This window comes from bacterium (assembly GCA_035529855.1).
In the GTDB taxonomy this organism is placed as follows: Bacteria; RBG-13-66-14; B26-G2; order WVWN01; family WVWN01; genus WVWN01.
In genome coordinates this window covers 1-20,813 of the sequence record DATKVX010000102.1, presented here as the reverse complement: position 1 = coordinate 20,813, position 20,813 = coordinate 1, and the positions used below count along the sequence as shown (strand labels likewise).

General features: G+C 62.9%; 15 protein-coding genes. 12 read left to right on the top strand and 3 right to left on the bottom strand.

What is annotated here, in order from left to right:
• The first annotated feature begins 157 nt into the window (after positions 1-157).
• Both VMX79_10735 and VMX79_10730 read left to right on the top strand, forming a co-directional pair.
• Positions 158-787, top strand: a complete 630-nt coding sequence (locus VMX79_10735) for an RNA polymerase sigma factor (GenBank protein ID HUV87573.1) — start codon at positions 158-160, stop codon at positions 785-787.
• 174 nt (positions 788-961) lie between these two features.
• On the top strand, positions 962-2,566 hold the full coding sequence (locus tag VMX79_10730; protein HUV87572.1) for a hypothetical protein: 1,605 nt from the start codon (positions 962-964) through the stop codon (positions 2,564-2,566).
• Between the two features lie 40 nt (positions 2,567-2,606).
• On the opposite strand, the gene VMX79_10725 is transcribed toward VMX79_10730, so the two are convergent.
• Genes VMX79_10725 through VMX79_10715 form a run of 3 tightly spaced genes read right to left on the bottom strand, consistent with a single transcriptional unit; the run spans position 2,607 to position 6,923 of the window.
• Positions 2,607-3,371, bottom strand: a complete 765-nt coding sequence (locus VMX79_10725) for an NTP transferase domain-containing protein (protein ID HUV87571.1) — start codon at positions 3,369-3,371, stop codon at positions 2,607-2,609.
• Between the two features lie 6 nt (positions 3,372-3,377).
• Positions 3,378-4,574 carry a DegT/DnrJ/EryC1/StrS aminotransferase family protein gene (locus VMX79_10720; GenBank protein ID HUV87570.1) on the bottom strand — a complete coding sequence of 399 codons (1,197 nt, stop codon included), beginning with the start codon at positions 4,572-4,574 and terminating at the stop codon, positions 3,378-3,380.
• A 12-nt stretch (positions 4,575-4,586) separates the two neighbouring features.
• Positions 4,587-6,923 (bottom strand): endonuclease MutS2, encoded by a 2,337-nt coding sequence (locus tag VMX79_10715; GenBank protein ID HUV87569.1) that lies wholly within the window; start codon positions 6,921-6,923, stop codon positions 4,587-4,589.
• 361 nt (positions 6,924-7,284) lie between these two features.
• Here VMX79_10715 and VMX79_10710 point away from each other — a divergent pair, with 361 nt between their 5' ends.
• The 10 genes from VMX79_10710 to VMX79_10665 all read left to right on the top strand — a co-directional run.
• The gene (locus VMX79_10710; protein HUV87568.1) at positions 7,285-8,451 is read left to right on the top strand and encodes a hypothetical protein; all 1,167 of its coding nucleotides are present in this window, start codon (positions 7,285-7,287) and stop codon (positions 8,449-8,451) included.
• Positions 8,452-9,304: 853 nt separating this feature from the next.
• Positions 9,305-10,213 carry a PstS family phosphate ABC transporter substrate-binding protein gene (locus VMX79_10705; protein HUV87567.1) on the top strand — a complete coding sequence of 303 codons (909 nt, stop codon included), beginning with the start codon at positions 9,305-9,307 and terminating at the stop codon, positions 10,211-10,213.
• Between the two features lie 125 nt (positions 10,214-10,338).
• Positions 10,339-11,373: a phosphate ABC transporter permease subunit PstC gene (gene pstC, locus VMX79_10700; GenBank protein HUV87566.1), complete on the top strand. Its 1,035-nt coding sequence runs from the start codon at positions 10,339-10,341 to the stop codon at positions 11,371-11,373.
• A 4-nt stretch (positions 11,374-11,377) separates the two neighbouring features.
• The gene (pstA, locus tag VMX79_10695; GenBank protein HUV87565.1) at positions 11,378-12,271 is read left to right on the top strand and encodes a phosphate ABC transporter permease PstA; all 894 of its coding nucleotides are present in this window, start codon (positions 11,378-11,380) and stop codon (positions 12,269-12,271) included.
• Positions 12,265-13,023, top strand: a complete 759-nt coding sequence (pstB, locus tag VMX79_10690; GenBank protein HUV87564.1) for a phosphate ABC transporter ATP-binding protein PstB — start codon at positions 12,265-12,267, stop codon at positions 13,021-13,023. Before pstA ends, pstB begins: the two co-directional genes overlap by 7 nt.
• A gap of 43 nt (positions 13,024-13,066) precedes the next feature.
• Positions 13,067-13,759, top strand: coding sequence for a phosphate signaling complex protein PhoU (phoU, locus tag VMX79_10685; protein ID HUV87563.1), 693 nt, complete (start codon positions 13,067-13,069; stop codon positions 13,757-13,759).
• 229 nt (positions 13,760-13,988) lie between these two features.
• Entirely contained in the window at positions 13,989-14,891 is a 903-nt protein-coding gene (locus VMX79_10680) for an Hsp20 family protein (GenBank protein HUV87562.1), read from the top strand.
• 150 nt (positions 14,892-15,041) lie between these two features.
• Positions 15,042-16,238: an NYN domain-containing protein gene (locus VMX79_10675; protein ID HUV87561.1), complete on the top strand. Its 1,197-nt coding sequence runs from the start codon at positions 15,042-15,044 to the stop codon at positions 16,236-16,238.
• 66 nt (positions 16,239-16,304) lie between these two features.
• A complete protein-coding gene (gene dnaK, locus VMX79_10670; protein HUV87560.1) occupies positions 16,305-18,239 on the top strand; it encodes a molecular chaperone DnaK in 1,935 nt (644 codons plus the stop codon).
• A 144-nt stretch (positions 18,240-18,383) separates the two neighbouring features.
• Positions 18,384-20,813, top strand: a 2,430-nt coding sequence (locus VMX79_10665) for a M20/M25/M40 family metallo-hydrolase (protein HUV87559.1), incomplete at its 3' end; no start/stop codon positions are given.

The window sequence follows — 20,813 nt, the reverse complement described above, 5'->3', positions numbered from 1 at the left end:
CGTAACGCCGCGGCCGGGGTCGATACTAATTGTTACGCACCGGGCCGTTTTTATGTTATAATGATTAGGTCGCGACGCGCCGCGAGGCCGTCACCGCTAACCGAGAAAGAGTAAGGAGGTCGTCTATGCCGCGTTAGTTTCGCCCGGAGCCGAATATATGGCAGCGGACGATTCTAATTTGGTACAGGCGATTCGCAGCGGCGACGAAGCGGCGGCGACGTCTTTTTACGAGGAGTATTGCGGTAAGATCTACCGCATGATGTACTTCTCGTCGAGCAGCGAGGCGCGGGCCGAGGAGCTTACGCAGGCTACGTTCCTCGCCTTTTTCGAGTCGCTGCCCCGCTTTCGCGGCGAAGCCCGCCTCTCCACCTGGCTCTACGCCATCGGCAAGAACGTCCTACGTAACTACTACTCCCGCAATAAGCGTAATCGCGAAGTCCCGCTCGACGACCACGGCGCCGCCGGCGAAATGCGCTCGTACCTCGACGGCCTGGAGTCGAACGAGGAACCTCCCGAGCGATTGTTGACGCGCCAGGAAACGACGGCCGTCGTGCGGGAGGTATTGGCGCGGCTGGCGACATCTTATCGCGAAGTGCTCACGCTCCGCTACTTCGACGGCCTTTCCAACGCCGACGTGGCGGCCGCGCTGGGGAAAAAGGAGAGCACGGTCCGCGTACTGCTGCACCGGGCGTCGAAGGCGTTCGCGCGCGAGCTCCGGCGGATGGAGGCGCGCGCCGGCGCCGAGCTTGTGGAGAAGCCCGACGCGCGTGTCCGAAAGCGGAATTAAGAACGTTTTTTAAAAGCTTTAAGCCGTCCTAAAAGACAGCGTTTGCGGCGTTTAGGTCGGTTTTTTTGTTTTGGAATGTTTTTTTAGCTTGACGTAACAATTTATATAAGTTAAATTATATAGTGGGGAAGCGCCCTTGGTTTATTAACCGGCCTACCCCGGGGAGGTACGTATATGAGACCCATATGGTTAAAAACGTTAATCGCGTTTACCGCGGCGTTAGCGTGCGTGGCCGCGTCGGATTTCTCCGCCAAGTGGGCGGGCGACGCCGGCGTTTCTAAAGGCGCGGTACCCGATACTTTAGCGGCTCCGTCTGCGCCGGGCCGGGACGACGAGCCGCCCGGCGGCCTAATACAAATCTTCCGGGCGACCGGTGAGAACTGCTATCTCATATTCTCCAATTTCGGCCTGTTCGGTTGTTACGCTTTCCAGTACGACCACGGCTTCCACTACAACGTCGGCGTCTACTACCCCCCCGAGAAGCATACGGGCCTCTACTCTTGGACCGACGCGCCGACGTTGGCCAACTACCACAACTTCGTGGATACCACCACCACCATACCCATCGAGCTCGAGCTGCCCGGCGACGCTACCAGCATCGCGGTAGAGTATTGGGCCAAGTGGGATATCGAGGAAAAATTCGACGGCGTGGAGCTCGAGATAGCAAAGAAGAGCGAACCCACCAACTGGAAGAACCTGCGGCCCACGAGTACGGTGCTGGGTTCGGGCCAATTAGGGCAGCCGGATACGACCCGTTATTATTACGAAGGCAGGACCCTCGTTTGGAAGTCGGAGAAAGTCGACATCTCGAGTTACAAAGGGTCCCAAGTCCAACTGCAGTTCCACTTCCGGGACGATATGTCCAACCGGGAGTATCATCACGGCATCTACGTCGACGACTTCCGCGTTGTGCGGGACGGCGGCACGAAGATTTACGAAAACGGCTTCGAACACCCCGGGACCGACGATTGGGATACGGACGTAATCCGCGGCGACCAGGTAGTAGATAAATGGGGTTACAGCCAGGCGCTGCCGGCGGAGGTCAATTTCCTCAACAACGGCCAGTTTATGGTGGGCGCGTCGTCCGCGTACGTCGCCGACGCGTTCGAACCGGATTGGGCGGCGACGTCTTTAGGGTGGAATAAGCTCGTGAGTTATTCCAACGCTACGACGCGGGCCCCGGCCATGCCCGAATATCGCGTCGACCAATATATGTACGCCTATCGCGATTACGTTATCGTCGACTGCTACGTGAAGAACGGCAAGCCGGAAGCGCAGGGTGACATCTACGCCGGCGTCCGGATGAACGTCGACATCAGGCATAACGAGCTCGAGCGCGACGACGACGAGCGCGTTACCTACAAGGGTGCGAAAAGGTTGGCCGCGTTTTTCGACGACGGCGAACTCGACCAGCCGATGTGCGGGTTGCTGTACTTACATCCCGAAGACGCGAACCCCAAATCGGTCAATTTTACGAACAACATGGACCAGTGGACGAACGACGGCGCCAACTTCACGGCCATGAGCAACGGCGAGTACGATTACCTCAATACTACTTCGCCGGTCAACCGGTGGGCCGTCGTCGTGGGCCAGGGGCCCCACACGCTTAATATGAGCGAAGTATTCCGCTTCACCTTCGCTATCGTCGGCGGCGACGGCGAGGAAGACCTCTTAAAGAACGCCGACGGCGCTCGAAACACGTACAAGACGCTGCCGGATAAGACACCCGTCAACGTCGCGCCCGCCTCCTTCGGCAGGATAAAGGCGCTGTACCGCTAGCGGAGAAACGCCGCGTAAAAAGGGGCCGCGACGCGGCCCCTTATTTTTTTGCCGCGGCGGGGGGGTCCGGCGGCTCACGCTGCGGCACGTCCCGATTTATGGCCGCCAGCGCCGGCTCCGCCTCCAGCAGCGCCAGGACGTCGTCGAGGCCGAACAGCCTTTTCTTCTCGGCCAACCGGTCGAACAGACGCCGCAGGAGTTCGTAATCGCGCGGCTCGTCCAGCACCAGGCGATAGGATGAGAGGTCCACGCCCGCCCGGGCCGGCGGCGACTGGAAGACGTCGAAGTCTCCCCGGTGGGCGTAGACGTGCGGCGTCACGTGCTCGCGCGACGCGGCGTCGCGGCAGCGCGCGGCCAGCCACGCCAGCAGCTCCGCCGTGAGCACCTCCACGTCGTAGCCGCGGGGGAAGTCGGCCGGCACGTCGTTGTACGAGAAGTCGTAGCCGCCCGCGACGTGGGCCGCGACGACGTCGCCGATTATGCCGGGGTCGATTAGCGGGCAGTCCGCCGTTACGCGTACGTAGTGGTCGGCGGGGAAAGCTTGGGCCGCGGCGGCCAGCCGCCCCAGGACGTCGTCGTCGGCGCCGCGAAAGACGTCGGCTCCCGACGCCCGGGCGCAGGCGTCGACGGCGTCGTCTTCGGCGGCGTCGGTGGTCGCGACCACTATCCGGGCCGCGCCGGCGGCCGCCCGGCACCGTTCGACCACGCGGGCCAGCGCCGGCTCGCCGGCCAGCGGCAAGAGGACCTTGCCGGGGAGGCGGCTCGAGCCGAGCCGAGCCTGGACCAGTACGTTGACCTCGGCCAAATTCGTTTACCGCCGATAGTGGCGCAGGACTTTGTCCACGGCCTTTATAACGTCGGCGACGTCGCGAGCGGTTATGGCGGCGAACAGCGGCAGCGACAGGATGCGTTCGAAGAGCGCCTCCGCCCGGGGGAAGTCGCCCCGCCGGTACCCGTACGTGTCGCGATAATACGAGTGGTAGTGAAGGGGTATGTAGTGGACGTTCACGCCGACGTTCTCGGCGCGCAGCGCCCGGAATACGGCGTCGCGGTCGGCCGTCAACGCCTCGAGGCGGAGTTTCACGACGTACAGGTGGCGGCCGTGCCGCACGTTCGGCGGCGTCGGTATTATTTCCAAGTCGTCGCGGGGGCGGAAGGCGTCGTCGTAGGCCGCGGCCACGGCCTGGCGGCGCGCGTCGTCCACGGCGAACCGCCCGAGCTGCGACAGCGCCAGCGCCGCGTTGAGGTCCGGCATGCGGTAGTTGTAACCCAACCCCGCGACGTCGTAGCGGTAGTCGGCGGTCGGGCCGTGGCGGTCCGCCGCCGACGTGGTCAGGAAATGGTTCCGTAATAACCGCGCCTCGGCGGCGACGGCGTCGTCGTCGGTCGTCACGGCGCCGCCCTCGCCGGCGGCGATTTGTTTGACGGCGTGGAAGGAGTAGCACGCGGCGTGGCCCCGGCCTCCCAGCGGCTCGCCGCGGTACGCCGCGCCCAGCGCGTGAGCGCAATCCTGCACCAACGCCAGGTCGTTCTCCCGGCAAATTTCCTCTAAGGCCGCGACGTCGCACGGCAGGCCGCCGAAGTGTACCGCGGCCAGCGCGCGCGTCTTCGGGCCCACCCTTGCCGCGGCGTCCGCGGCGTCGATGTTCAGGTCGTCGCCGACGTCCGCAATCACGGGCTTCGCTCCCGACGCCGCCGCGGCCGACGCCGTGGCCGCGAACGTGAGCGCCGGGACCACGACCTCGTCGCCGGCGCGCAGCGGGACCGTTTGGTAGGCGATGTGAAGCGCCGCGGTGCAGCTCGAGACCGCCGCCGCGTGCTTCGCGCCGGCGGCCTTCGCGAGTGCGCGCTCGAGCGCGGGTATGGCCGGGCCGGTGGTGAGCCACCCGGATTTCAATACCTTTACGGCCGCGGCCACGTCCTCGTCCGCGAGAACGGGTTTGGAGTAGGGGAGGAATTCCTCCCGCACCGGCGAGCCGCCGTCTATGGCGAGCTTATGAGTAATCATTAGCGTTCATAGTTATTGGTCGCGGAAACGTACGACCGTTACGCCCTCGTTGCCGCCCGGGCCCGGGCCGTACGAGGCGACCGCGTCGTGGGTCCGCAGGAATTGCCGAATACCGTCGCGGAGGCGGCCGGTCCCGTGGCCGTGGATAATTTCGACGCTCGGCATTTGCGCCGCGACCGCGCGGTCGAGGTGCGTCGCGAGCTCGAGGAGCGCTTCCTCCACCGCGTAGCCGATGAGGTTCAGGCTGGGCCGCACGTCTCCTTCTATGGATATCTTCACGCCGCCGGGCTTCGGCCGCCCGGCCGCGGGTACGAGGTCGGCCAGGTCGACCCACGCCTCCACGCCGCCGAATAGGACGCGCGCGCGCCCTTTCGCCGCGTTGACCTCCGCGACCCGGCCTTTGGCCCCCGTGCCCCGCACCGCTACCCACGAGCCTTCCGCGACGTCGGCGCCGGGTTCGACCTTGGCGGCGGCTCGAGCCGCCAGTCGTTCCTTCTCCGCGGCGGCGTCCTTTTCGGCCTGAAGCAGTTTCCGGCGCCCTTCCTCGGCCGCGGCGACGTCGGCCTTTTCGCGCAGCTCGCGGATGATGAGGTTGGCCTGCTGCCTCGCCTCCCGCAATATCTTCGCGGCCTCGCCGTAAGCTTCTTCGCGCCGACGGGCCTCGCTTACCTCGTACCGTCGCTTTTCTTCGTCGAGCGTCGCGAGGTCGGCCTCGTACTCCGTTTTCAGCGCCGCCATCTCGTCCGTCAGGGCGGCGGCCTCCGCCTCGCGTTTCTCGAGGCGCGTGAGCAGCTCGTGCAGGGAAACCTCTTCGTCGCCGAGCGCGGCCAGGACGTCGGTTACGACTTCTCCGGGGAAGGCGAGCCGCTCCAATATGGCCACGGCCTCGCTGGTGCCCGGGCGGCCGGTCTTCAACTCGTACGTCGGTTGGAGGGTGGCGGCGTCGAAGTCCACCGCGGCGTTGACGAAGCCGTCCTCGTCGAGCGCGAACTTTTTCAGCTCGTCGTAATGGGTAGTGCAGGCCACGCGGGCGCCGCGGCCTTTCAGGTGATGGAGGACCGTGGTCGCTATGGCGGCGCCGTACTTGGGCGACGTGCCGACGCCGACCTCGTCCAGCAATACCAGCGAACGCTCGCCCGCCGCCCCCAGGAACCGCCCGACGTTCCTCATATGGGCGGTGAACGTGCTCAGGTTTCCCTCGATGGAAGACTCGTCGCCGATGTCGGCGAAGATGTCGTCGAAGGCGCCGACGGCGCTCCCCTCCGAGGCGGGGACCGGGAGGCCGGCGAGCGCCATCGCTGCCAACAGGCCCGCGGTCTTGAGGGCGACGGTCTTGCCGCCGTTGTTGGGGCCGGAGATGACCATCCCCACGTGGCCGTCGCCCAGCGCGAAGTCGATGGGGACGACCTCTTCCGGCGCCCGCGACGCCAACAGCAGCGGGTGCTTGGCGCCCAGGAGCGATAATACGGGCTCCGGCGCCACGGCCGGCGTCGTGCAGCGATACGCCAGGCCGTAGCCGGCGCGCGCGGCGACGAAGTCCAGCTCGGCCAACAGCTCGACGTCCGACGTGAAGGCGTCCCGCTCGCCGGCGCACCGAGCCGACAGCGCCCGCAGGATGCGCTCCACCTCGGCCTGCTCCGCCGCCGTCAACCCTTCCAGCTCGTTGTTGAGCTCGACCACCGACATCGGCTCGACGAAGGCGGTAACGCCGCTGCCGGAGTGGGCGTGGACGATGCCGCGCACGGCGCCCATGGAGTCGGTGCGGACCGGGAGGACGTAGCGGCCGCCGCGCTGCGTTACGATAGGTTCGCGCAGCGCCCGTTTGGTCTTGGGCGATTTGAGCAGCCGCTCGAGCGCCTCCTGGATCTGGTCGCGCTTGGCGGCCACCTTCTTGCGGAGTTGGGCCAGCCTGGGCGTCGCGTCGTCGCGGACCAGGCCGTCGTCGTCCACCTGGCGCGTTATTTCGTCGGCGAGGTCGCGCAGGGGCTCGAGGGCCGCGGCGTACGCCGCCAGGTTCGGGTAGTCGCCCTCGACGGGGAAAGCTTTTTTCGCGCGCGCCGCGGCCGCCAGGAAGTCGCGGATTTGTATAAGCTCCGCCCCGACCAGGACGCCCTCCAGCTCGAGCCTCTTCAACAGCGGCCTGACGTCCGACAGGCCCGACAGCGGTATATCTTTGCCGGAGGACGCGTGCGCCATCATCTCCGCGGCCTCCGCCAGGCGGCGGGGCGCGGTCGCGGCGTCCGGCGCCATGGCCCGGGCCTGTTCAGCCCCCAGCGGCGAGAAGGCGTACGACGCCACCGCGTCGCGGATGCGGCCGAACTCGAGCGCTTTGAGCGAGCTTTCGTCCATCGGCGAGAGTATATCATATCGGTAAAAGGCCCGCAAACTCGCGTGTGCCAATAATCGGCGCGAAAGCGCGGCGGGGCCCGCCTGCTTTCGTGAAGGAGTTAAATCGGCCGGCTACGTTTGCCGCAAATATTTGATAATGATGGAGTTGCGGGGCGGCGCGGTTTTTTTCACTTGACGCCCGAGGTCATTTTTAATATATTGGCGCCCGTCCGGGGGAGTTGAAGGGACGGGTACGGACGACGGAAACGCAGCCAAGCCCTCGAGGCCCTCAAGACTACGCCGAGGACCGGGGGCCTATGTTTTTAGGTTTATTGCCCGCGTCGCGGGTTTTTTAAAATTAACCAAAGGAGAAAGGGAACCGATGAAAGCGACCAAGCTAGTGCTCCTTACGTTAGCCGTGACGTTACTTGCGACCGTCGCGTGGGCCGAATCGTTCAAGGCCCCGGAGCTTTCGGGCACCGTCTTCGCCTACTACCGGTACGACCTCTCGAGCAAGGACGAGTCGTACCAGGAGGGCGCCAACGAGTTCGACGTCGACCGCGTATACGTTAACGTCAAGGGCGCGGTTATGGAGAAGTTCCACTACCGCGTTACGGCGGACGTGGGGCGGGAAGAAGACATTTATTATACGTACGACCTCGTAATCGACGAGCAGACCCAACAATACAAACTCGTACCGACCAGGCACACGAACAGGGGCCGGTACGACTTCTTCGCCAAGTACGCGTACGTCGACGTACGCGACGTCCTCCCGTACCACAGCATCTACGGCGGCATCGAGAAGACGCCCTGGGTTAGCTACGAGCAGAACGAGCTCTGGGGTTGGCGCGTCCTGCGCAAGGCGGCGGTCAACGACCGCGGGTGGGAACCGTCGTCCGACCTCGGCTTCGGCGTCGGCGGCGAATTCGCCGATGGCCTTATTCAACATCACCTGACGTACACCAACGGCGCCGGTTTCAAGAACCCCGAGGGGGGCCTTTCCGGCAAAGCGGTGGCGTACCGGCTTTCGGTCTTCCCGCTGGCTTCGACGGAGACATTGCCGGGTCTTTCGGTCAACGGCTTCGTTAAGTTGGACAACCTGGGCGAGAAGGTGGCGGACACCGACGCCAAGGACCCGGTGAAGGTTTTCGGCGGCCTGTTGGGCCTCAAGCACGAATACGTAAGTTTCGGCGGCGGCTACTTCATGCGGTCGGAGGGCGAAGACAACGAGGCCGCGGCCACGGTGAAGGTAGACGGCAACCTCATGACGGCGTACGCCACCGGCCACTTCCGCGTAACCGAGGGTATGACCCTCCACCCCCTCGTCCGCTACGACACGTACGAGCCCGATAAGGATACGGCCGACGACGAGCGGACCCTCATCATCGGCGGCATCGGCCTGAAGTTCTTCGACGACAAGCTCGCGCTCATACCCAACTACCAGACGGAATCGTACAAGGTACTAATAGAGGAACCGGGGCAGGAGCCGCGGACGGAAGACAAATCCAACGACTACATCTACCTCCACTGCCAGTGGGATTGGATGTAGTGGCGGCGCAAGGCGGCCTTGCGCGCCGGGCGGCCCGCGGATTTGGGCGAATATATGTCATACCAACCGGCGCCTCGGCCCGGGCTTCTCGGCCCCCAACGGCAAGGGCCCGTACGTCGCCGGAAGCATCCCCCGACTAACCGCGCCGTAGGCCTTAATCTTTTCAACGAGTTACCGGGCGGGCCCGAAGACGAAAACCGTTCGACGCGGAAGCGTTCTTCGTGCCCCGCGTTTCCCCGGCCGCGTAATCGTTTGATATCGAGGGCTTTATCCGAGCGCGCGATTATTTCACTTGACGCCTAAAATCTTTCCTTTATAATGCGCGGCGAGTTCGGCCTGAACCGAGCTAATGACGCGACGACGAACATTAAAACGAGCCTTTAAGGCCCTTATACTTCGAGAAGAAGTGAGGGCCTTTATTTTAATTTTTTTTACCCGCGAGGCGGGTCATTTTTTTAAATAAAATCGGCGCGGCGCCGAAAGGAGTCGTAAATCCTGGAGCGCCAGGCCGCAAAATAAACGCCCCGAACGTGAAATTGAAGAACCGAAGCGAAAAATTAAAGATGCCGCTAGCCGGGTTTTTGACCTGTGCTATACTAAGCGCGGTGCCGTTCGCCTCGGCCGCGTGGCTGGTAGGGGCGCACAGCTGTGCGCCCGTACATGAACGACGGCGCGTTAGCCCTTATCCCCGACTACCAGACGGAACCGTAAAAGGTGTTCGACGAGGCGACGCAGGCCGCCGAGGATAAATACAACGACTACGTCTACCTCCACTGCCGGCGGAATCGGAAGTACGAGGTACGGTCGCGTTAACGCGTCATTTATTCGTTCATTCCATACGAGGAGATTAACGATGAGAAGGTTACGATATATATTAGCGGCGTCGCTGGCCGCGGCGTTGGCGCTATCGTTCGGCGCTTGCAAGAAGGCCGAGGAGGCCGGGACCGGCGAAGGCTTGTCCGGCAAGATACAGGTCAAAGGTTCGGATACGCTCCTTATGGTCAGCCAGCGCTGGGCGGAGGCGTTTATGGACCAGAACCCGGACGCCGTGGTCCAGGTTACGGGCGGCGGCTCGGGCGTCGGCATCAAAGCGCTCATAGAGGGCACCACCGACGTCGCCAACGCCTCGCGTCCCATAAAGGACGAGGAGAGGGAGGAGGCTCGAGCCAAGGGCGTCGAGGTGAACGAGGTCGCCGTGGCCGTCGACGGTATCTGCTTCATCGTCAACGCCGCCAACCCGCTGACGGAGCTCACCGTAGGCCAACTGGGCGACATCTACCGCGGCAAGGCCAAGGACTGGAGCGCGTTCGGCGGCGCCGGCAAGATAATGTGCTACGGCCGCCAGTCCACTTCCGGCACCTACGACTTCGTCAAGAGGCAAGTCCTTGATAAAGACGACTACCGGGCCGACATCCAGGAGATGCAGGGCAACGCCCTTCTCTGCGACTCCGTCGCCCGGGACGCGAACGGTATTGCGTACGTCGGCTACGGCTACGCGGCGAAACGCGACGACGTGAAGATATTGGCGATTAAAAAAGACGACGCCTCTGGGGCCGTCAAGCCGACCTACGAGGCCGTGGGCTCGATGGAATACCCCATCAGCCGCTACCTCTTCTGTTATATTGACGGCAAGCCCGAGGGCGTGACCCGGGCGTTCCTCGCGTTCGCGCTCTCGGACGAGGGTCAGGCCTTGGTCGAAGAGGTGGAGTACGTTCGTCTCCCCGAGGCCAGGCTTGGCGAAAGCCGGGCGGCGGTGGAGTAATCCCCGCGGCGCGTGTTTACGGTACATAGCCGGGGGAAAATGACGTAATATTCCTAAACTCCGCGTTGGTGCCGGGGCGCCCCGGCTGCCCGCCCGGCGAGCCGTTTTCGTTTCGAGTTTCTATTATGGGCCGAAGCTGGACGAGTTATTTGAAATACGCCCTCCCGGCGGCGATGGTTTTGCTGTCGTTCGCCGTCGCGGGCGTGATAGGTTGGCTCCTTTTCTGGGGCGGCCTGGCGGCGCTCGGCGGCCAGCTCGCGAGCCGCGTCGCCGCGCGCCTGATTCCCCAAAAGACGCGGGAAGGTTTCGTCAACGTCGTAATTACGGGCGCCGGGTATTCCGCGATCGTAATTATTGCTTTCATATTCCTTTTCATCTTCAAGGAAGGGGTGGCCGCGTTCCGGGCGGTCCCGGTGGGCGAATTTTTGAAGACGGTCTGGCAGCCGGCGGCGGAGGTCCCGAAGTACGGCATAATCCCGCTGGCGACCGGGACCGTTATGGTCACCGCCGTCGCGACGGTCATCGCGCTCCCGCTGGGGCTGGGGACGGCCATATACCTCTCGGAAGTGGCGGGAGGCCGCGAGCGGGAGATAGTAAAGCCGATCGTCGAGCTTCTGTCGGCCGTTCCCTCCGTCGTTTACGGCCTGCTCGGCATGGTCGTCCTGGGCGACGTTATCCCGCGGATAACGGGGACGCCGTTCCGCCTGAACGCCGTCAACGGCGGCCTGGTGTTGGCCGTAATGCTGACGCCCATGCTCGCCTCGCTGGCCGAGGACGCGCTGTACAGCGTGCCGAGGTCGTACCGGGTGGCGGCCTTCGCGCTGGGCGCGACGAGGTGGGAGACGATACGGCGGACGGTGGTCCCCGCGGCGGCCTCGGGCGTTACGGCCGCGATTCTGTTGTCGGTGGCGCGGACGCTGGGCGAGACGATGGCGGTGCTGCTGGCGACGGGCAACATGGCGGCCTTCACGGTGAACCCGCTCTCGTCGGTGCGCACCATAACGGCGACCGTCGCCATCGAGATGGGCGACGCCGTCTTCGGCGGCGAGCACTACCACGTCCTCTTCGCGTTGGGCGTGGTCTTGTTTTCGATAACTTTCGTCGTAAACCTAACCTCGCAGGTGGTTATGGACCGTTTCGCGCGAAGGTTCAGGGGATAGGCGGATGGCCGGCGCGACAAGAGCGGCCGTCAAACCCGGCTTAACGGCGGGGCGGAAGATAGCGAACGCCGTGATGAAGCAGGTTTTCCGCGGCCTCACGTACCTGGTGGTCGCGGTCTTCGGCGGCATCGTCGCCTACATCGTCGTGCGCGCGCTGCCGGTATTGAGTTTGACGTTCATCACGCAGCCGCCGCGCCACGGGATGCTCGCCGGCGGCGTGTCGACGTGCATCTACGGTACGGTGGCGCTCTTGACGTTGACGTCGGCGTTGGCGGTCCCGTTGGGCGTCGCCGCCGCGGTATACGTGAACGAGTTCATCGGGTGGGGGAAGCGGGCGCGCGTGATACGGGCGGCGGTGAACAACCTCGCCGGCGTCCCCTCCATCGTCTTCGGCCTCTTTGGCCTCGCGTTCTTCGTCGTCTTCCTCAAGATCGGGGCGTCGATTCTGGCGGCGTCGCTCACGCTCGCCGTCGTCGTATTGCCCATCGTCATCGTCTCGACGGAGGAAGCGTTGAAGGCCGTGCCGCGCGATTACCGGCTGGGCTCGGCGGCGCTGGGCGCGACGCGCTGGCAGACCATTTCGCGCGTGACGCTGCCGCAGGCCGTCCCGGGCATAATAACCGGGACCATTTTATCGATAGGCCGGGTGGCCGGCGAGACGGCGCCCATCCTCTTCACCGGCGCCGCGTTCTACCTCCCGCGCTTGCCGGACCATCCCCAAGAGCAGTTTATGGAGCTGTCCTACCACATCTTCGCGATGGCGACGCAGGCCTCGGACATCACGAAGTCGATGCCGATCGCGTTCGCGACGGCGCTGGTCCTCTTGGTGCTGGTTTTCGCCTTCAACCTTGTGGGAATACTTTACCGCGCCAAACTTAGGAGAAAACGGGTATGGTAGGGGAGGTGGTGCGGTACGATGCGTTCTCGTTCTGGTACGGCGATTACCAGGCGCTGTACGACGTCGGCCTCGCCGTCGCGCCCCGCTCCGTTACGGCGATTATCGGCCCCTCGGGGTGCGGCAAGTCCACGCTGATCAAATCCGTAAACCGCATCGCGGAGCTGGAGGCCAACGTCCGGGTCGACGGTAAAATATTCCTGGAGGGCGAGGATATCTACGCGCCGGGGGTGGACCTGGTGTCGCTCCGGCGCCGCGTCGGCATGGTCTTCCAGAAGCCGAACCCCTTCCCGATGTCCATCTTCGACAACGTCGCGTACGGGCCGCGGCTGTTCGGCGTGACGAGGAGGGCGGAGCTCGAGGCGGCGGTGGAGGAATCGCTCAAGCGCGCCGCCCTCTGGCCGGAGGTCCGCGACCGCTTGCGGACTTCCGCGCTGCGCCTTTCCGGCGGCCAGCAGCAGCGCCTGTGCATCGCCCGCTGCCTCGCGGTCCAACCGGAAGTCATCCTTATGGACGAGCCGGCGGCCTCCCTCGACCCGACGTCCACGCAGAAGATCGAGGATTTAATAATTGAACTTAAGAAAAACTATACTATTATAATCGTAACGCACAATATGCAGCAGGCCGCGCGGATCTCGGGCCGGTGCGCGTTCTTGCTCGACGGCCGGCTGGTGGAGGTCAACGAGACGGAGAGGATGTTCACGCGGCCCGATAACGAGCTTACGGAGGATTACATTACGGGCCGCTTCGGCTAAGCCGGAGCGCGTCCTGTGATGGCGAAAACCCGAAGGTAACGTTATGACGCCGGAGAAACACTTCCACGAGGAGCTGGCCGAGGTCAACGACATGCTGCTCGGCATGAGCAGCCTGGTGCTCGAAATATTCGACGACGCCGTCGAGAGCGTGTTGACCGACAACGCCGAGCAGGCGCAGAAGGTTATCGACGAGCGCGGCCGCGTGGACGGCCTGGAGGTCGCCATCGAGGAGCGGTGCCTGGCGCTTATTGCGCTCCACCAGCCGGTGGCGGTGGACCTCCGCATGATCATCACCGCCATCAACATCATCCGCGACCTCGAGCGCATCGACGACATCTCGATAGACATCTGCCAGGACGCGTTGGGCCTTCACGAATTGAAGAAGAAGTCGGACACGCTGTTCGACCTCCCGGCCCTGGCCCACGTCTCGGCTTCCATGGTGCACGACGCCGTCCGTGCGTTCGTAAAGCGGGACCCGGCGTGGGCGCGCCGGGTGTGCGAACGGGACGACGAGGCCGACGAGCTCGAGCGTAAGATATACCGCGACATCATAGCGTACGCCGAAAAGCACCCCGACGAGGTGGCCGGCTGCGTCCACCTCTTGACCATCGCCCGGGCGCTGGAGCGCATCGCCGACCACTCCACGAACATAGGCGAGATGGTAGTCTATTTAATGACGGCCAAGATTATAAAACACCACCACGACGTCGACGTCGAGGAGGGGGGCGGCGCTTAGGCGTCGGCTTTATACGCCAAAAATACGGCCCGTTAAAATTCCTGCGTCATTATGGCGTATTATCCGCTTTACCGAAAGAACGGTTCCCGGCGTTTTTTAGGCCGGCTGCGGCGTCGGCGGGGCGATTTCGGTATCGATTTCGGGAATTAAATGTTATAATGGCGTCTTTAGCAACGTGGCATATATTTTGCTTTAATAAAAAACGGAATAATACGTACGGCGTTTTATCATGACTAACCCTTTGGCATTGGTAGTTGACGACGACGTCGCGGTCAGGAGCGCGTTGTGTGCGTTTCTGGCGCAAGAGGCGGTCGACGCGGAGCAGGCGGCGGACGGCGTAAAGGGCCTGGACCTGGTCAAGGCCGCGGACGCCGATTTGGCGTTTTTGGACCTCCAGTTGCCGCTGCTCGACGGCCTGTCTTTGCTCAAGATCGCCAAGGAGCTCCGGCCGTCGCTGGCGGTCATTATGATGAGCGGCCTGGCGTCGTCGTCGGATATTATTTCGGCTATGGAACACGGGGCCTACGCCTTCGTAAAGAAGCCGTGGGACCTGGAGCGTTTGGAAAAGATCGTACGGGAAATTTTAACTAAGGATTTACCCCAAGGATACCGTGCCATACGGCTCTCGACGGCGGCCGCCGACGGCCGGGGGGAGCCGGGCGCGGAAGAGAAAGGAGGGGAGAAGAATATGGCGATCGTGAGGTGGAGCCCGTTCAGGGATTTGGTAGGGATCCAGCAAGAGGTTAACCGCATCTTTGACGACCTGATGACGCGCCGCGCCGAGACGGGCGCCGAAGGCGCTATGTGGATCCCGGCGGTGGACGTCGCCGAGACCGAGGACGCCGTCAGCGTCAAGGTCGAGGTGCCGGGCGTGAAGAAGGAAGATATCAAGATATCGGTGACCAACAACGTGCTGACCGTACGCGGCGAGAAGAAAATGGAGAAAGAGACGTCGGAGGAGAACTACCACCGCATCGAGCGCGTGTACGGCAGTTTCGTCCGTTCTTTGGAACTGCCGACGGTGGTGCAGGCGGACAAAGTTAAGGCTTCTTTCAAGGACGGCGTCCTTTCCATCGTCCTTCCCAAGAGCGAGGAGGTTAAGCCGAAGGAAATCGCCATCGAGGGCGATTAACGCCGCCCGGAAAGACGCGGCGTGCCGCGCGGCGGCGTTCGGCGGGCGCCAACGCGCAAATTAATGATACGACTGTAAAGTTAACGTGAAATCGATTCGGCAATTGTTCTTTGGCTTTTCTATTTAGTCGAATTTTAAAAGAAGGAGTTTATGGTGAACGAGATAAACGACGACGGCATCGGCATTTTTATCGATTACGAGTACGTGTTCATTACACTCGAGAGATTGTACGGCGTGCCGATGGACCTGGAAGTAGTAGTGGAAGGTATCCACGGTAAAGTTAAGCCGTTCGGGAAGATAATACTGGAGAGGGCATACGCGCCCTGGAGCAATTTCGTCGAAGGTTTGGCCCAATTGAGTAAATGGCGGGTTGAAACCGTAAATATTAGCTCCAAGCAAGTCGACAAGACCGACGTGAAAACGGGACAACGGTGCGCCGTCCTGCAGAACAACGCCGATATCTACATCGCGTGGGACGTAGCCCAATTGATCTATACCAACCAAAACATTCAGAAGTACGCCCTCGTCACCGGCGACGGCGACTTCACCGAGATCGTCAAGCGGGCCCAGCAGAACGGCAAGCGCGTAATCGTTATGGGCTTCGAGCGCAACACCTCCGACTTCCTCCGCACGCAGGCCGACCAGTTCATCTCGATGGACGACCTGGCGAGCGCCAACGAGACGGCCATCTCCGAGCGCATCGTGGACCTGGGCCTCGACATGGAGCAGCGGCTCGATTACGTCGGCTACAAGTTGCTTATCGACATCCTGAGCCGCGAGAATCCCCAGGTTAATTTCCGCGAGCTGGTGCACCGCATCATTACGGACGGCGTCTTCCTGACGGAGCGCCGGCCGGACCCGGCCTCCATCAAGGGCGAGGTATTCGTCATAATCCCCAACCGCCAACACCCCCTGGTGCGGGAGCGCCTGAAGGCGCGCGGCGTTGACCCCGATACCGTCCCCGAAACGCGGCGGACGGTGGAACCGCCCATCGCCTCGCCCCCGGCCGAGGACCACAGCGACCCCAACTTCGTCGGCGGCGTGGAAGCCTACGAGAAGATGAAGTTCGAAGAGGCCGCGGACCGATTCAAAAAGTACCTCGACGTCTACCCGCGGGACTTCGCGGCGTACGTGATGGCGATTAAAGCCCTCATCGAGCTGAACCGCCCCGGCGAGCTGCGCGATATGTGCCTGCGCGCCCGGGGCCTGGGGAACTACGACCTCTTGAGCCAGCGCTTCCCGGAGTGGGCCCGGTTCATCGACAATAAGGTGGCGGGCGAGGCCGCGCGTGACGAAATCCGGGAGGAGAACGCGCCTACCGGTATCGAGGGCACGCCGCCGCAATAACGTGCACGCGCCGTCGCGGCTCGAAGCTTCCGTAGTCGAAGCCACATACTGCGCTGAGGAGATACAATGGCCAAAATAATCGGTATCGATTTGGGGACCACCAACTCGTGCGTGGCCGTGATGGAGGGCGGCGAGCCGGTCGTCATTCCCAACGCCGAAGGCTCGCGTACCACCCCCTCGGTGGTGGCGTTCCTGAAGGACGGCAAGAGGGCCGTGGGCGGCGTCGCCAAGCGGCAGGCCATAGCCAACCCCGAGAATACCGTCTACTCCATCAAGCGCTTTATGGGGCGTCGCTTCTCGGAAGTCCCCGAGGAGATTAAAACCATTTCCTTTAAAGTGGTCGAGGTGGCCAACGGCGATTGCCGCGTCCAGATAGGCGACAAGCAGTACTCGCCGCCGGAAATAAGCGCCATGGTCCTCCAGAAGATGCGGGAGACGGCGGAGGACTACCTGGGCGAACGCATCAACAAGGCCGTGGTTACGGTGCCGGCCTACTTCAACGACTCCCAGCGCCAGGCCACCAAGGACGCCGGCAAGATAGCGGGGCTGGAGGTGGAGCGCATCATCAACGAGCCCACCGCGGCGGCCCTCGCCTACGGCCTGGATAAAAAGGCCAACGAGAAAATCGCCGTCTTCGACCTCGGCGGCGGCACCTTCGACATCTCCATCCTCGAAATCGGCGAGGAGGGCGTCTTCCAGGTCCTGGCCACCAACGGCGATACCCACCTCGGCGGCGACGACTTCGACGAGCGCATTATCAACTGGCTCGCCGGCGAGTTCAAGAACGACACCGGCATCGACTTGCGCCAGGATAAGATGGCGCTGCAGCGGCTCAAGGAGGCCGCGGAGAAGGCCAAGTGCGACCTCTCCTCCCTCACCGAAACCCCCATTAACTTGATGTACGTCACCGCGGACGCCACCGGCCCCAAACACCTCGAGAAGGTGCTCACCCGCGCCAAGCTCGAGGAACTGGTGAGCGACCTGGTGGAGAGGACCGTCGGGCCGTGCCAGCAGGCCCTCAAGGACGCGGGCCTTGCGCCGGGCGAAGTCGACGAGGTCATCCTGGTCGGCGGCCAGACGCGCATGCCCGCGGTACAGAACAAGGTACGGCAGCTGTTCGGCAAGGAACCCAACAAGTCGGTGAACCCCGACGAGGTGGTGGCCGTCGGCGCCGCCATTCAGGCCGCCATCCTGACCGGCGAAGTCAAGGACATCCTCCTGCTCGACGTTACGCCCCTCTCGCTCGGCATCGAGACGCTGGGCGGCGTGACCACCAGGCTCATCGAGCGCAACACGACCATCCCCACCCGCAAGAGCCAGATATTCACCACCGCCGACGACAACCAGACCACGGTCGAAATTCACGTCCTGCAGGGCGAACGCGAGATGGCCGCCTACAACCGGACCATAGGCCGCTTCCACCTGGAGGGTCTTCCGCCCGCGTCGCGCGGCGTCCCCCAAATCGAGGTAACCTTCGACATCGACGCCAACGGCATTCTGAACGTCTCGGCCAAGGACATGGCTACCGGCAAGGAGCAGCGCATTACCATCACCGCCTCCAGCGGCCTATCCGACGACGAGATCGACGGCATGGTCACCGAAGCCAAGGACCACGAGGCGGAGGACAAGAAGATGCGCGAGGAGGCCGAAATAAAGAACCGCGCCGACTCCGCCGTCTACCAGTCCGAGAAGCTGCTCAAGGAGCTCGGCGACAAGGTCACCGCGGAGGAGAAGAATAAAATAGACGGCGCCATCCGACGCCTCAAGGACGCCCGCGAGAAGGGCGACGCGGGCGAGATACGGTCCGCGACCGAGGGGTTGGAGGCGGCGCTTAACGAGATGTCCACGCGCCTATACCAGCAGGCCGGCGCGGGCGCTCAGCAGCCGCCCCCGGGCGGCGCCGGCGCCCAACCGCCGCCAGGCGGCGAGGCGGCCCCCGAGGGCGACGTAGTGGACGCCGATTACGAAATAGTTGAGGACGAGGGGGAGAGCCAAAAATAAAATAGAGAGGCTACTTCGCCTCTCGGCCTCACTTAACACCGCCGGCTCGGCTCGTGGAAATTTCCCTTGCCCGGGCCGGCTTTTTTTCGTCTTGACGCGGCGCGGTTCGTTGCGATAGAATTGTACGAGAGGGGAGAGGATGTCATGAAAAATATAATAGTAACGGCCGTCGCCGCCGTTAGCTTCGCCGCGGCGGCGAACGCGTTGCCCGCTGACCTCGTCGTAATTTCGGACAAGGAAGTCCGGCCCGACGAGGCGGCGGGATTTTATTATTTGGGCGCTTGCGCCGGCGGATATTTGTACAACGGCTCGAGCGCGGCGGTAGGCCGCGCGGCGCCGTACCGCGTCCTCGACCGCGACGCCCAGGCCAAGGATTACTATATCGTCTGGGCGCCGGAATGGGTCAACGTAAAGGCCGAGGCGTTCGCGCACCTGGGGACGTCGGTTCGCCTTTCGGAAAATGAGATATTAGTGGGCCTCGAGCGCGGCCTGGGCCCGGGCGCGTTGCGCGCCGTCGAGCACCGCATCGAATTAATAAAACTCGCGCCGGTGACGCCGGTCGATTGGCGCGTTGACGCCGAGGCGCCGCCGACGAAGAAGGACCGCCGTATCGAAGCGGCGATAAACTCGATCACGGCGGAGGAGTACGCGGGGTATATCCTTAAATTACAAAATTTCAAGACCAGGCATAACGATTCGCCCGGTTTCGACTGCGCCAGGGATTACTTACGGAATTTTTTCGCGTTACAGAACCTGGACGGGTCGTTATTCGGTTTTCAGTGCGGCTGGTTGTCCCGGTTGCATTACCCTGACGCTACGGGGGCAATGTACGCGGATTCTACCATGGATCCTATAAAACGGAGCCGCGACCACGGCGCTACCTGGGACACGATATCTCCGGTGGGCGTGGACCGGAACGTTTGCTCCTTTTGGCTGGACGGCGGGACCGGTTTCGTGGCCGGTATTAGGGGCGTGTTGGTTAAGACCACTAACGGCGGCGTTACGTGGGAAACTCACGCTTTTACCAAAACGCCGGGGGAATATGAGGAATACCGCGTTACCGACATTTACTTCGTTACGCCGGAGACGGGCTGGATAGGCGGCCAGTTCCGCAGCGGTACCCCGCCGACTTGGGAGCGGAGTTTCTTTATGAAGACCGAGGACGGCGGCCGCTCATGGGTAGACCAAAGGCCGGCCCCGCTTTTTTACCCGGAGTTTATTTCTTTTTTTGACGAACGGCACGGATGGGCGTCCGGGTACGGCGGTACTTATTATACGAATAACGGCGGGGAGACGTGGAGGACCGTAAACCCCGGCCGGGAAGTTACGGATATCGCTGCGACGGGTCCAACGGAGGCGTGGGCTACTAATGGGTCAAATGAGTTACTACGTACGGTAGATGGCGTGACTTGGGAAACAGCCGACCCGCGTATCCAGGGCGATTTTTCGTGCTTGGAGTTCCCGGACGAAAAGCACGGTTATGCTGCGGGGAGTAAATTAATCGCTACAAATAACGGCGGCGCGAGTTGGCGGGAGGTGAGTAGCGCTCCGGCGGGCCAAGTGGACTATTTGGCGTTCCCCGGCCGGCACCGGGGCCTACTTGCCATTTCGCGGGAGATCTACCGCACCGATGACGGCGGCGCTACTTTCGCGGATATAACAGAGAACGTCGAATTCGAAGCGGAGAACGTTATAGGCGAACGCCGCGGTTGCGAAGTCCCTGACGAAATCGTAATAATCTGCGGCCACTTCGATTCGACGGCTAAATATGATTCGATATGGAACGCACCCGGCGCGGAGGACAACGGTTCCGGGGCGGCCTGCGTCATGGCCGCGGCCCGGGCGTTCCGCAATACGTCTTTCGAACGCACCGTCCGTTTTATCGCCTTCGGTGGCGAGGAAGCGGGTTGTTTAGGCAGCGAGGCATACGCGAGCGACTGCGCCGCGAAGGGCGAGAAGATAATCGCCGTCCTCAACGCCGATATGGTCTCCTACGACGAAGAGGGCGGTGCGCGGGACGATTACGTCGCAGGTGGTAACGATTGGTTGTTCGATTACTTGAACGGCGTCGGGGCGCTGTACGGTAATAACTTGATATACGAAAGCGGGGGTTGCGGCAGCGACCACCTGTCGTTTTGGGAAGTAGGCTACGCGGCCTTGGGTGTCAGCGAGGGGAGTAAAGGTCCGGGCGGCTCTATCGATTACCCTTATTACCATACGACCGAAGATACGTTAGATAAAATCCAACCCGAGTTCGGCGCGCGGTGCGCGCGCGACCTCGCAGCCACGCTGGCGCACTTGGCGGGCGTGGCCGGGACCTTCCCCGACCCGCCGCCGCCGGAAACCCTGGTGGCCAAGTTTACCCGCCCCTTCGCCGTCTATCCGAACCCCTACTGCTACGCGACGTCCGCGGGCGGCGTGTGCTTCGTCGGCGTCAAGTCGCCGGCGACGGTGGAGATATACGACCTCGCGGGCCGGCGCGTAGGCCGGGGGGAGGTGGCCGCGGGCCGCGACGCGTGGGTGTGGAACGCCGCGGGGGGCGGGCGCGCGCCCGGCGTGTACCTATACCGCGTC

Bases quoted from the DNA above. Each gene is read 5' to 3' on its own strand.
- VMX79_10735 (HUV87573.1), top strand. From the start codon at position 158: ATGGCAGCGGACGATTCTAATTTGGTACAGGCGATTCGCAGCGGCGAC.
- VMX79_10730 (HUV87572.1), top strand. From the start codon at position 962: ATGAGACCCATATGGTTAAAAACGTTAATCGCGTTTACCGCGGCGTTA.
- VMX79_10720 (HUV87570.1), bottom strand. From the start codon at position 4,574: ATGATTACTCATAAGCTCGCCATAGACGGCGGCTCGCCGGTGCGGGAG.
- VMX79_10715 (HUV87569.1), bottom strand. From the start codon at position 6,923: ATGGACGAAAGCTCGCTCAAAGCGCTCGAGTTCGGCCGCATCCGCGAC.
- VMX79_10710 (HUV87568.1), top strand. From the start codon at position 7,285: ATGAAAGCGACCAAGCTAGTGCTCCTTACGTTAGCCGTGACGTTACTT.
- VMX79_10705 (HUV87567.1), top strand. From the start codon at position 9,305: ATGAGAAGGTTACGATATATATTAGCGGCGTCGCTGGCCGCGGCGTTG.
- pstC (HUV87566.1), top strand. From the start codon at position 10,339: ATGGGCCGAAGCTGGACGAGTTATTTGAAATACGCCCTCCCGGCGGCG.
- pstA (HUV87565.1), top strand. From the start codon at position 11,378: ATGGCCGGCGCGACAAGAGCGGCCGTCAAACCCGGCTTAACGGCGGGG.
- pstB (HUV87564.1), top strand. From the start codon at position 12,265: ATGGTAGGGGAGGTGGTGCGGTACGATGCGTTCTCGTTCTGGTACGGC.
- phoU (HUV87563.1), top strand. From the start codon at position 13,067: ATGACGCCGGAGAAACACTTCCACGAGGAGCTGGCCGAGGTCAACGAC.
- VMX79_10680 (HUV87562.1), top strand. From the start codon at position 13,989: ATGACTAACCCTTTGGCATTGGTAGTTGACGACGACGTCGCGGTCAGG.
- VMX79_10675 (HUV87561.1), top strand. From the start codon at position 15,042: ATGGTGAACGAGATAAACGACGACGGCATCGGCATTTTTATCGATTAC.
- dnaK (HUV87560.1), top strand. From the start codon at position 16,305: ATGGCCAAAATAATCGGTATCGATTTGGGGACCACCAACTCGTGCGTG.